Genomic DNA, 12,119 nt, shown 5'->3' with positions numbered 1-12,119 from the left:
GAATGGCCACAGCCTACCCGAAAAAGTGAGACGTGCGTCAGGTCATTCGGGCTTGGCGTTGGCCAGGCGGGCCATCCGCTGGGCGTCGGCAAGGATGCCGCGCAGCAGCCGCACTTCCTGTTCACTGAGTTCCGAGCGCAGGAACAGGCGGCGCAGCTTGCGCATCGCCGAGTCCGGGGCGCGGCCCTTGTGGAAGTCGATCTCGTCCAGGGTCTGGCCGAGCTGGCCGAACAGGCCCTCGACCTGGGCATGGCTGGCCGGCTGCTCACGGTGTTCAGGATCGGCCGGGGCGGCGGCTTCGACCCCGCCGAGGCTGGCCATGCGCAGTTCGTAGGCGAGCACCTGCACGGCAGCGGCCAGGTTCAGCGAGCTGAACTCCGGGTTGGAGGGAATGTGCACGGCCAGGTGGCACAGCTGCAGTTCCTCGTTGGTCAGGCCGGTGCGCTCGCGGCCGAACACGAAGGCCACCTCGCCTTCTTCCTCGGCGGCCTTGGCCAGGCCGCGCTGGGCGGCCACGGCCGGCAGCAGTTCCTCCAGCTGGACCCGACGGGCACGCGCGGTGCAGCCCAGCACCAGCCGGCAGTCGGCGACGGCTTCGGCGAGGGTGGCGACCACGGGGGCGTCGCCGAGCACGTCCTCGGCGCCGGCCGAGCGGCGGAAGGCCTCTTCGTCCAGCGGTTTTTCAGGCGCGACCAGCACCAGCCGGCCCAGTCCCATGGTCTTCATGGCACGGGCGGCGGCGCCCATGTTGCCGGGGTGCTGGGTGCCCACGAGGACGAATCGGATGCGGGATTGAACGGAATGTGCGGACATGAACAGGCCAAACGCGAGCAGGACAGTCACAAATGGTAAACTGTGCGACCGGCCTTTGCGCCGGAACCGCTCTTTTCCCCCGCCAGTACCCCATCTCTGCCTTTCCGGGAGCTTTTCGCCATGCAGAAACCCGCCGTCACCGTCATGGTCAAGGCCGCCCGCCTCGCCGGCAACGTCCTGTTGCGCAACATCAACAAGCTGGAGGCGTTGAACGTCGTGCAGAAGGGGCGCATGGACTACGCCAGTGAAGTCGATGCAGATGCGGAAAAGGTGATCGTCAAGGAACTCAAGCGCGCCTACCCGGACTACGGGATCATGGGCGAAGAAGGCGGCGTGCAGGCCGTGAACCGGTACATGTGGGTGATCGACCCGCTGGACGGCACCAGCAACTACCTGCGCGGTTTCCCGCATTACTGTGTGTCGATCGCGCTGGTGGAAAACGGCGAGCCGATCGATGCGGTGATTTTCGACCCGCTCCGCAATGAACTGTTCACCGCAAGCCGTGGCGCCGGTGCCGTGCTCAACGACCGCCGCATCCGCGTGGCCGACCGCAAGGACCTGTCCGGCGCGATGATCCACACCGGCTTCGCCCCGCGCGAGCGCAACCGCACCAGCGCCCAGCTGAAGGCGGTCGACGCGCTGCTGGTGCAGGCCGAAGACGTGCGCCGCACCGGTTCGGCGGCGCTGGACCTGGCCTACGTGGCCTGCGGCCGTGCCGACGCCTACTTCGAAGCCGGCGTAAAGGCATGGGACATCGCCGCCGGCGTACTGCTGGTCCGCGAAGCCGGCGGCCGCGTCTGCGACTTCAAGGGCGCCACCCCGGCCCGCATGGACAGCCGCGGCCCGGAAACCCAGCAGATCGTCGCCGGCAACGTGAAGAACAGCGAGATCCTGCAGAAGGTCCTGGTCAACACCGGGTACGCAGCAGAGTTCGACGCGAAGTTCTGATTGAGTCGACGCAGCGACACAACAACGGCGCCCAAGGGCGCCGTTGTTGTTTGGGATCCCAACGGTAGAGCCGGGCTCTGCCCGGCTGCTTCACGGCTCGCTGGGCTCACCGCGAAAAGCCGGCGTCTCAATGCCGCGTGCAGGGGCGGCCGCCGGGCAGCCCCGCTCCGGGACACGCCGTGAACCCATCCATGGGGGCTGCTAGAAAACATCCATGTTTTCTAGCGTCCCTCCGGGGGCTACCCGGCGGCCGCCCCCATACATGGTCGTGTGCGGACGGGAACGGCAGGCACGCGTGGCGTGTCCCTACGCGGGTGGGTCATCGTCCGCTGGACCCGTTTTGGTAGGGTCGGTTCCCAAACGACCGCCGTGAAATCATCCGCGTTCGGTAAGGCATGACCGCAAACGAAGAGACGCCGTTGCCGTTGCTATTCCCAAGGCCACCGACCGCCTGTGGGAGGGACGGCGGCTGTAGGGGTACGGGGGGCTTTACGAAACATGGATGTTTCGTAAGAGCCTCCATGGAAGGATTCACGGCGCCCCCCCGTACCCCTGCAGCCGCCGGCCCTCGGCGCGCGATTTCGCAGACGTTGGCTTTGGCTTTGGCTTTGGCTTTGGCCTTGGCTTTGGCTTTGGCTTTCAACCCAAACAAAAACGCCCGACCAACCGGCCGGGCGTTTGTAGAACACCAAACCTCTGCCATTACGCCACAGTGCTGCTCGCGGCCTTCAGCGCAGCAATGCGCTCTTCCAGCGGCGGGTGGCTCAGGAAGAGCTTCTTGGCGGTGGAACCGGCAATACCGAACGCCGCGATCTGGGTCGGCAGCGTGCTTTGGCCGTGGTTGAGCTTCAGGCGCTCCAGCGCAGCGATCATCTTCTGGCGGCCAGCAAGATGCGCACCGCCGGCGTCTGCGCGGAATTCGCGGTGGCGCGAGAACCACATGGCGATCATGGTGGCGAACAGGCCGAACACCATTTCCAGCAGGAACACGATGATGAAGTACGCGAAGCCACGACCACCGCCCTCGCGGTTGCCCGACAACGCGCTGTCGACGATGCCGCCCACAATGCGCGCCGCCACGATCACGAACGTGTTCAACACGCCCTGCAGCAGCGCCATCGTAATCATGTCGCCATTGGCAACGTGCGCGATCTCGTGGCCCAACACCGCCTCGGCCTCGTCCTCGCTCATGTTGTGCAGCAGGCCCGTAGACACCGCCACCAGCGCATTGTTGCGGTTCGCACCTGTCGCGAATGCATTGATTTCCGGACCGTCATAGACCGCCACTTCCGGCATCCCGATGCCCGCCTCGCGCGCCTGGCGCTCCACCGTCGCCAGCAGCCAACGCTCGGTCTGGTTGCGCGGCTCCTTGATCACCACCGCGCCCGTCGAGCGCTTGGCCATCCATTTCGACATCAGCAGCGAGATCAGCGAACCGCCGAAACCCAGGATCGCGCCGAACACCAGCAGACCGCTCATCTGGGTGGGATTGACGCCCAACAGTCGCATCACCAGGCTGGCCAGGAGCAGCACAGCAAAGTTGGTGGCGAGGAAGAGTGCAATACGGCTGAACATGGCAGAGGCTGCTTGTATGTAGGGGTTATCCGCAAATCTGCGGGGACTTCAGGTTGAATTCAAGCCACAACCTGACCGACGATTCATAGTTCATGTCCATGACTGCCTACCGAGGGCGTTTCGCCCCCTCCCCCACCGGCCCCCTCCACGCCGGCTCTTTGCTGGCCGCGTTCGGCAGCTGGCTGCTCGCCCGCCATGCCGGCGGCCGCTGGGCCGTCCGCATTGAAGACATCGATCCACCCCGCACCGTCCCCGGTGCCATCGACCAGCAACTGACTGCACTTGCCGCGTTCGGGCTGGCCAGCGACGACCCCATCGTCCACCAGAGCCAGCGTGATGCCCTGTACCGGGCCGCCCTCGACCGGCTGCTGGCCGAGGACAAGGCTTTCCCCTGTCACTGCAGCCGCACCGACCTGGCCGACCAGCACGGCATCCACCATTACTGCGTTGGACGTACGGAGCGGGCCCGACCGGCCATCCGCCTTCGGGTCCCGCCCGGCAGCACCGTCGCCTTCCAGGACGGCCTGCGCGGCCGGATCCAGCAGGACGTGCATGCCGACGTCGGCGACTTCGTCCTGCGCCGCGCCGACGGTTACTGGGCCTACCAGCTCGCCGTCGTCGTCGACGACGCCGACCAGCGCATCACCGACGTCGTGCGCGGCGCCGACCTGCTCGACTCCACCGCCCGCCAGATCCTGCTCCAGCAGGCCCTCGGCCTGCCCACCCCGCACTACCTGCACCTGCCCCTGCTGCTCGAGCCCGACGGCCACAAGCTGTCCAAATCCGACGCCGCCCGCCCGGTCGACCCGCACGCCCCGGTGCCCGCCCTCCAGCAGGCCTGGGCACAGCTCGGCCAGGACGCCGCCGTCCTCGCCCGCGTTTCCGACGTACCCGCCCTGCTCGACCGGGCCCGCGCCGGCTTCGATCCCGCGCGTTTGCCACCGGGCGACATCCGACTCGCCGCAGACCCGGCCTGAGCCGCCCCTTTTTCGCCGTGATGTTGCAGAATCGCTTTCCCCCCTGCTGGTCCCGGAGTAGCTGCTCATGACATCTCGCGTCGCACTGGTCACCGGTGGTACCGGCGGTATCGGTTCCGCCATCTGCCAACGTCTGGCCGACCAGGGCCATCGGGTTGCCACCAACTACCGCGACGAAGCCAAGGCCCTGGCCTGGCGCGACCGCATGCTGGCGCAGGGTTATGACGTCGCCATCTTCCCGGGCGACGTCTCCGAACCCGAATCCGCCGAACGGCTTGTACGCGCCGTCGAAGCCGCGCTCGGCCCGGTCGAGATCCTGGTCAACAACGCCGGCATCACCCGCGACACCACCTTCCACCGCATGCGCGCCGACCAGTGGCACGACGTGATCAACACCAACCTCAACTCGGTGTTCAACGTCACGCGCCCGGTCATCGAAGGCATGCGCCGCCGCGGCTGGGGCCGCGTGATCCAGATCAGCTCCATCAACGGCCTCAAGGGCCAGTACGGCCAGGCCAACTACGCCGCCGCCAAGGCCGGCATGCACGGCTTCACCATCTCGCTGGCACGCGAGAACGCCGGCTTCGGCATCACCGTCAACACCATCTCCCCCGGCTACGTCGCCACCGACATGGTCATGGCCGTGCCCGACGAAGTCCGCGCCAAGATCATCGCAGACATCCCCACCGGCCGCCTCGGCAAGCCCGAGGAAATCGCGTACGCAGTCGCTTTCCTGGTCGCCGAAGAAGCCGCCTGGATCACCGGTTCGAATCTCGACATCAACGGCGGCCACCACATGGGTTGGTAACGGTTACATAACCGTTTTCACCCATTAACCCGAGGAGCCGGCCAGAGGCCGGCGCAGCGGATTCCCCGGAATTTTCAATGAAATAACCCCTTCCCCATCTGGAGGAGAGCCCCCTTTTTGTTAAAGGGGGCGCGGCGAAGCCGCGGGGATAAGGAAACATGCCGAGGGGGCCCACGTTTTGCTGCGCAAAACGTGGGCAGCAAGCATTTAAGCGCCAAGCCTGGCGCAGCGCACCACCGGTTGCGCGACCGCATTTTGCTGCACAAATTGCTGCGCAGCATGAAGAATTCAAAAGCATGACCAAAGAAGGTTGCAACCGGTGCTGCGCTGCGCCATGCTTCGCGCTTAAATGCTTGCGAGTGATTGCTTCATGGCTGCGAACCGCATCATCAAGAAGTATCCCAACCGCCGTCTCTACGACACCGAAATTTCCAGCTACATCACCATCGAGGACGTGCGCCAGCTGATCCTGGACGGTGAAGACTTCGAGGTCCGTGACGCCAAGAGCGGCGACGACCTGACCCGTTCCGTCCTGCTGCAGATCATTGCCGACCAGGAACAGGACGGCGAGCCGATGCTCTCCACCCAGCTGCTCAGCCAGCTGATCCGCTTCTATGGCGACTCCCTGCAGGGCTTCATGGGCAACTACCTGGAGCGCAGCATGCAGGTGTTCCTGGACCAGCAGCAGCAGTTCCGCCAGCAGATGGGCAACCTGCTCGGCCAGACCCCGTGGGCGATGATGAACCAGCTCACCGAACGCAACCTCGAACTCTGGCAGGACTTCCAGCGCAACATGGGCGGCGGCTTCGGCCCGCGCCCGCCGGGCACCTCCACAGGGACCGGCACCGGCACCGGCAAGCCCGAGGCCCCGGCCACCGGCAAGACCCGCCGCTGATCCACCCGCGGCACCAAAAAAAAAGGCGCAGCCCCCGGGCCGCGCCTTTTTCGTTTCCGGCTGAAGGGTTCAGCGCTTGGTCTTGGGCTTGGCACAGCCGCTGCAGACCCGCTCCACCTGGTAGCCCCGGGCGCGCAGCTTTTCGACCACGCCGTCCTCGCCCAGCAGGTGCAGCGTGCCCACCACCACCAGCGTGCCGCCCTGCCCGGCCTTGAGCTGCTGCTCCAGCTTAGGCACCCAGGCGTCGTTGCGGTCGGTGTTGATGCGCTTGTACAGCTGCGGATACTCGCCGCGCATCTCCGCGGCCATCGAGGTCCACAGCAGCTTGTCGTCGCCACGACGCCACGCATCATGCAGCTTGCGGCCTTCCGCGTCGGCCTGGTCGGCCTGGTCCAGCGCCTCGGCCACCATCTGCTGCTGTTCCTGCAGCGACATGCCCGACAGCACCGCCACCTGGGTGTCGATGTCTTCCAGCCCGCTGGTCGGCTTGCCGGCGTCCGCGGCGCGGGCCATGAAATGGCGGTCCAGGCCCAGTTCCGGGTCCAGCCCCATCTTGGTGAACTGCGACAGCGTGATGGTCAAGCCCACGAACCACGGCTTCATGCCCTGCAGCTGGGCCAGCGGCAGTTTGTTGTCGGCCGCGTACTTCTGCAGCTTGGTCCAGGTTGCCGCGTCCAGGTCGCGCTTCAGCTCGCTGCCATCGGTACGCATCGCCGCCTGCAGCATCTTGCGGGTCAGGTCCGGCGACTGCATGTCCTGCGGCGACAGCTCGAACACCACCCGCTTCGACGCCGCGAAGGCCTGGTCCACGTCGGCCGCCAGCGGATAGTCCTCGGCGCGCAGCAGGTGGAACGAACCCAGCAGGTACAGGCGGCTGTCGCCTGGCCCGGTCACCTTCCACAGCAGCGGCACCGGCGCGGTCGACGCGGCCGGGGGCGTGGCCGGGGTCGCGGCCGGCGCGGCGCTGGCCGCGGTGCCCAGCAGCAGGCCGGTAGCAAGCAGCAGCGGCGCCGCCAGTCGCTTCAACATCATCATGGTCAAGCCCCTCCCTGGGGCGGGTGATAGGCCTTTTCGCCCGCCTCGACCGGCAGGTCCAGGCGGTTTTCCGGCGGCGTCAGCGGGCACGTGGCGAACGGCGTGAACGCACATGGCGGGTTGTAGGCATGGTTGAAATCGATCACCAGGTTGCCGCTGGCGTCCGGCGGCGGCAGGTCCAGGTAGCGCCCAGCCGGATAGCTGCCGTGGCCGCTGGTGCGGTCGCCAAAGATCACGAACAGCTCGCGGCCCGGCTCGCCCAGCGCTTCCAGCCGCCAGGTCTTTCCGTCGCGCTCGAACTCCAGCGCACCCGCGTTGGGCATGTCGGTGGTGAGCCCGGTGATATCCACGATCGGCAGGGTCTTGCCCACCGGGTGCGGCACGAAGCGCGCCTTGACCCGCCAGTCCGGACCGCCCGTCCAGTAGTCCAGGCCGGTGAAGCCGCTGCGCGAGTACGCATCGGCGTGCTTCACGCGCAGCGCGAAGCGTTCGCCGCGATGGATCAGGCTGAGCTGGCCCCTGCCGTCGTCGAAGGCAATCTTCGTAGGCGTGGCATCGCGGTCGCTGTAGAAGCGGATGCGACCGGTCAATGGCTTGCCGTCCACGCTCAGCGCCACGCCACGCTCAGGCGTAAAGGTGACCGTGTCGCCATTGCGCGCCACCATGCCCAGCTTGGCCGGACCCACCGCCAGGCGGATGCCGCTGCCGGGGCCGCTGCCGATGTAATGCGCCTTGTGTTCCAGCCAGTGCAGTCCGACCAGGCTGGTCCAGCCATCGGGCGCGTGCAGCTCGTTGTAGCGCTGCAGGCGCCATTGCTGCTGTTCGGCCGCGAACGCCGGATCCACCGCCGCCTTGACCGGCGCAGCCTCCTTGTCGCCGCAGCCTGCCAGGCCCAGCGCCAGCAGTGCCGCGCCAAGTCCCCATCCCCAGATACGCATCGTGCTCCCCTTCAACGTCCGCGCAGGAACCAGCGGTCGATTTCCGCCAGTGAAAAACGGGCCCAGGTTGGCCGGCCGTGGTTGCATTGGCCGGACCGTTCGGTAATTTCCATGTCGCGCAGCAGCGCGTTCATTTCCGGCAGGGTCAGCCGCCGGTTGGCGCGCACCGCACCGTGGCAGGCCATGGTCGACAACAACTCGTCGCGTGCACTGGCAATGCGCCGGCTCTGGCCGTGCTCGCGCAGGTCGGTCAGCACATCGCGCAGCAGGCCTTCCGGTTCGGCATTGGCCAGCAGCGCGGGAATGCTGCGCACATGCAGCGAGCCAGGACCGGAGCGGGTGATTTCAAACCCCAGCGCGGTCAGCGTTTCAGCTTCGCGCTCGGCGGTGTCGGCATCGCGCTCGCCCACCGCCAGGGTGATCGGCACCAACAGCGGTTGCGCGTGCAGGCCGGTGGCGTCGTGCGCGGTCTTCAGGCGCTCGTAGCCGATGCGTTCGTGCGCGGCATGCATGTCCACCACGATCAGGCCTTCGGCGTTCTCGGCCAGGATGTAGATGCCGTGCAGCTGCGCCACCGCGTAGCCCAGCGGCGGTACGCCGCTGTCGGCCGCGGTCACCGGCAACCCCTGCTCGCTCGGCATCGGCGGCAGGCTGCTGTCGTCGCTGCCGGGCGGCCGCGCGTACAGCGCCGCATATGCAGACGGCGCATCGGCCACGCGCAGGCCCAGCGGCGACTGCTGCGGACGCCAAGCCTGGCTGCCCATGCCGCCACCGCCGCCGCCAGCGAGCGCGTAGCCGTTGCCGGCGGGCGCGGTGGCGTACATCGCAGCGGCGGCTTCAGCCACGCCTTCGGCGCTCGCGCCCACGGCGGTCATGCCGGCGCGGGTTTCGGCCAGCGCTTCCTTGAGCGTGCGGTAGACGAAGTCGTGGATCAGGCGCGAATCGCGGAAGCGCACTTCGTGCTTGGCCGGGTGCACGTTGACGTCGACCCGGGTGGGATCGAGTTCCAGGAACAGCACGTAGGCCGGCTGGCGGCCATGGAACAGCACGTCGCCATAGGCCATCTTCACTGCATGGGCGACGCTGCGGTCGCGCACCGAACGGCCGTTGACGTACAGGTACTGCTGGTCGGTACTGGCGCGCGAATAATGCGGCTGCGCGATCCAGCCATGCAGGCGCAGGCCGGCGCCGCTGTGGTCCACGCGCATGGCCTGGGTGGCGAAATCCTCGCCGAGGGTTTCGCCCAGGCGCGCATCCGAATACAGATCGCCGGGCTTGTAGCGGCGCGAGGGCTTGCCGTTGTGCGACACGCGCAGTTCCACATCCGGGCGCGCCAGTGCCAGCGAGCGGAGCCATTCTTCGATGTGGCCCAGCTCGGTACGTTCGGCGCGCAGGAACTTGCGGCGCGCGGGCACGTTGTAGAACAGCTCGCGAACTTCGACGGTCGTGCCCGGCGCATGCGCACGCGGGGTCACCTCGCCCAGCTTGCCGCCCTCGATCTGCAGCGCCGAGCCATGCTCGTCGCTGCGCCGGCGCGAGGCCAGGGTGAACCGGCTCACCGAGGCGATCGACGGCAGCGCTTCGCCGCGGAACCCGAGCGTGGCCACGGCTTCAAGGTCATCCAGGCTGGCGATCTTGCTGGTGGCATGCCGGGACACGGCCAACGGCAGTTCCTCCGGCGCAATGCCGCCGCCATCGTCGCGGATCCGGATCAACCGCACCCCGCCCTCTTCCAGGTCGATATCGACCCGGCTGGCGCCGGCATCCAGCGCGTTTTCCACCAGTTCCTTGACCACCGAAGCAGGTCGTTCGACGACTTCGCCGGCAGCGATCTGGTTGATGAGGATTTCGGGGAGTTGGCGGATGCTCATGTGTAGATGATAGCGAAATGCGGCGGCCCGCTATCCGCTGAGAGCAGCGTTTCAGTTCATCCGTGCTGGGGCGGCCGCCGGGCAGCCCCGCTCCGGGACACGCCGCAAGTACGTCCATGTAGGCTGCTAGAAAACATCCATGTTTTCTAGCGTCCCTCCGGGGGCTACCCGGCGGCCGCCCCCATACATGGTCGTGTGCGGTGAGGAAGAGCAGCCGGGCAAGGCCCGGCTCTACCGCTTTTCGGTGACTCACCTGCCACTGTCGGAGGGTCGGCGGGGGTGGGTTTGAGGGGGCACGAGCCGCATGGGTCGGGCGCATGCGCCCGACGGGTTGGGCAGGAGCCCAACCCAGGTCTTGCCGTGTGCGCAGGACAGCGCACACGTGCAAGCGGCGATGAGCTTACATGGACGTACTTGCAGCGTCCCCCACAAACCCGCACCCGACGGCCCTGACCAGGGAGACCCCGCAGCCCAAGGCTGTTCGCCCAAATCCAACAGCAGCCGGGCAAAGCCCGGCACCACGCACCCTGTCGAATACCGCACCCAAAAAAACAAAAACCCGCGAATGCGGGCTTTTATTTGCTACCCCCGGCAACCGTCCCGGCGGCGTCTATTTCGGCTTGGGCGCGGGCCGCGTAGAGCGTTCCTGGTGGAGGCTGGCGGCTGAAGAACGTGTGTACGCCATCAAGCACCGCACCCGCGATCTGGCGCTGGTAGGCCGGGTCCATCAGGCGGCGCTCTTCATCCGGATTCGAAATGAAGGCCGTTTCCACCAGCATCGCCGGCATGTCCGACGTGCGCAGCACCGCGAAGTTCGCGCGCTCGATGTTCGGCTTGTGGTTCTTGCCAATGCGCTTCAACCCACCCAGCACATGCCCCGCCGCATCTTCCGACGCCTTCATGTAGCCGCTCTGCGCCAGGTCCAGCAGCACGTTGGCCAGCGTCCCCTCCGTCTGCTGCAGGCGCACGCCACCGACCAGATCCGCCGCGTTTTCCTTGTCCGCCAGCCAGCGCGCACGCTGCGAAGACGCACCCTTCGTCGACAGCACATACACCGACGACCCCGTCGCCGCGCGGTTTTCCGCCGCGTCCGCATGGATCGAAATGAAGATGTCCGCCTTCGCCGAACGCGCCTTCTGCGCACGCATCGGCAGCGGAATGAACACGTCCGTATCGCGGGTCAGGTACGCCTTCAGGCCCGGCGTCGCATTGACCTGGCGCGCCAGCTCACGTGCCACCGCCAGCGTGATGTCCTTCTCCCGCTTCCCGGTCGGCCCCACCGCACCCGGATCCTGGCCGCCATGGCCCGGATCGATCGCCACCACCAGCGGGCGCATGCCCGACTGCATCTTTACCCGCGACGCATCGCTCGGCATCACCGGACGCGGCGGTACCACCGTCGTCTGCACCGGCGTCGGCGCAGGCTGCGCCGGTGCCACCGCCGCCGTCGGCTGCCCAGCCAGGATCGCCGCCGGCGACGCCGCATTGCTGGCCGCGTTCGCGGTTCCGGCTGCGGCCACATTGGTCGTAGTTACTGCGGTCGGCGCTGCCGGCGTCGGCACCGCCGTCGCCGCACTCGCACTCGCCTGCTGGCGAACCGTCGCAGTCAACAGCGCCGCCGCGCGGGCCGCATCGGCACGCGCCTGCGCCTGCGCGGCTTCCGCCGGCGTCGGCGGCAAGGTACGGGTCGTTTGAACAACCGGCGCCGGCGTCGGCTGCGCGGCCACCGGCGTAGACGCGGTCTGGGAAGTTGCCGGCGGGGTCGTTACAGGCGCGGACGCAACAGGCGCACTCGCTACGGGCGCCTTGGCCACGCTGGCCGGCGCATCGCCCGGCCACTCGATCACCAGCCGCGAATCCTGGCCCTGCTTCAGCATCTGCGGCTTGAACGGCGCCACCGACTCGGCCAGGTCGAATACGACCCGGAACGTGCCCGGCACCGGCTGCCCGGTACGCACCGCCGTGACCACGCCCGTGGGCGCAGGCAGCTTCAGGTTGCGCACCGCGCTCGAATCCGGGAAATCCACCACCAGCCGGTTCGGACCGGACAGGCTCAGCGTCTTGTAACCGCCGCTGCCGGCCAGCGCGATCTCCGCGCGGGTGCCGGTCGAACCGGTCTCCAGCGCAACCTGACGGACCTCGCCAGCCCACGACATCGCGCTCGCCAGACAGAGTCCGACGGCGGCAAAGAGGGCGGTGAGTGGTTTCCCCATTGGCATGGCTGAGGATTCAATCACCGCGCTGAATGAAATGCAACCG

General features: G+C 67.4%; 10 protein-coding genes. 4 read left to right on the top strand and 6 right to left on the bottom strand.

The window, feature by feature from the left end; all coding sequences use genetic code 11:
- Positions 1-42: 42 nt before the first annotated feature.
- The gene (locus C2U58_RS03760; RefSeq protein WP_102945006.1) at positions 43-813 is read right to left on the bottom strand and encodes an RNA methyltransferase; all 771 of its coding nucleotides are present in this window, start codon (positions 811-813) and stop codon (positions 43-45) included.
- Positions 814-933: 120 nt separating this feature from the next.
- On the opposite strand from C2U58_RS03760, the gene C2U58_RS03755 reads away from it, so the two are divergent.
- Positions 934-1,761: an inositol monophosphatase family protein gene (locus tag C2U58_RS03755; RefSeq protein WP_102944600.1), complete on the top strand. Its 828-nt coding sequence runs from the start codon at positions 934-936 to the stop codon at positions 1,759-1,761.
- 702 nt (positions 1,762-2,463) lie between these two features.
- On the opposite strand, the gene htpX is transcribed toward C2U58_RS03755, so the two are convergent.
- Entirely contained in the window at positions 2,464-3,336 is an 873-nt protein-coding gene (gene htpX / locus C2U58_RS03750; protein ID WP_070208529.1) for a protease HtpX, read from the bottom strand.
- A gap of 92 nt (positions 3,337-3,428) precedes the next feature.
- Here htpX and gluQRS point away from each other — a divergent pair, with 92 nt between their 5' ends.
- The 3 genes from gluQRS to phaR all read left to right on the top strand — a co-directional run bounded on the left by gluQRS (position 3,429) and on the right by phaR (position 6,016).
- Complete coding sequence (gluQRS, locus tag C2U58_RS03745; RefSeq protein WP_102944599.1) at positions 3,429-4,313, top strand: tRNA glutamyl-Q(34) synthetase GluQRS; 885 nt, start codon at positions 3,429-3,431, stop codon at positions 4,311-4,313.
- A 67-nt stretch (positions 4,314-4,380) separates the two neighbouring features.
- The gene (locus C2U58_RS03740; RefSeq protein WP_102944598.1) at positions 4,381-5,121 is read left to right on the top strand and encodes a beta-ketoacyl-ACP reductase; all 741 of its coding nucleotides are present in this window, start codon (positions 4,381-4,383) and stop codon (positions 5,119-5,121) included.
- Positions 5,122-5,491: 370 nt separating this feature from the next.
- Positions 5,492-6,016 carry a polyhydroxyalkanoate synthesis repressor PhaR gene (phaR, locus tag C2U58_RS03735; RefSeq protein WP_102944597.1) on the top strand — a complete coding sequence of 175 codons (525 nt, stop codon included), beginning with the start codon at positions 5,492-5,494 and terminating at the stop codon, positions 6,014-6,016.
- 69 nt (positions 6,017-6,085) lie between these two features.
- Here phaR and C2U58_RS03730 read toward each other — a convergent pair whose 3' ends face one another.
- The 4 genes from C2U58_RS03730 to C2U58_RS03715 all read right to left on the bottom strand — a co-directional run bounded on the left by C2U58_RS03730 (position 6,086) and on the right by C2U58_RS03715 (position 12,073).
- Positions 6,086-7,048 carry a TraB/GumN family protein gene (locus C2U58_RS03730; RefSeq protein ID WP_102945005.1) on the bottom strand — a complete coding sequence of 321 codons (963 nt, stop codon included), beginning with the start codon at positions 7,046-7,048 and terminating at the stop codon, positions 6,086-6,088.
- Between the two features lie 5 nt (positions 7,049-7,053).
- Positions 7,054-7,989 carry a DUF1684 domain-containing protein gene (locus C2U58_RS03725; RefSeq protein ID WP_102944596.1) on the bottom strand — a complete coding sequence of 312 codons (936 nt, stop codon included), beginning with the start codon at positions 7,987-7,989 and terminating at the stop codon, positions 7,054-7,056.
- An 11-nt stretch (positions 7,990-8,000) separates the two neighbouring features.
- Positions 8,001-9,860 (bottom strand): DNA mismatch repair endonuclease MutL, encoded by a 1,860-nt coding sequence (mutL, locus tag C2U58_RS03720; RefSeq protein ID WP_102944595.1) that lies wholly within the window; start codon positions 9,858-9,860, stop codon positions 8,001-8,003.
- Positions 9,861-10,435: 575 nt separating this feature from the next.
- A complete protein-coding gene (locus C2U58_RS03715) occupies positions 10,436-12,073 on the bottom strand; it encodes an N-acetylmuramoyl-L-alanine amidase (RefSeq protein WP_102944594.1) in 1,638 nt (545 codons plus the stop codon).
- Between the last annotated feature and the right edge of the window lie 46 nt (positions 12,074-12,119).

The organism is Stenotrophomonas sp. VV52 (assembly GCF_002893095.1).
GTDB lineage: Bacteria > Pseudomonadota > Gammaproteobacteria > Xanthomonadales > Xanthomonadaceae > Stenotrophomonas > Stenotrophomonas aracearum.
This window is presented reverse-complemented; position numbering and strand designations above follow the sequence as displayed.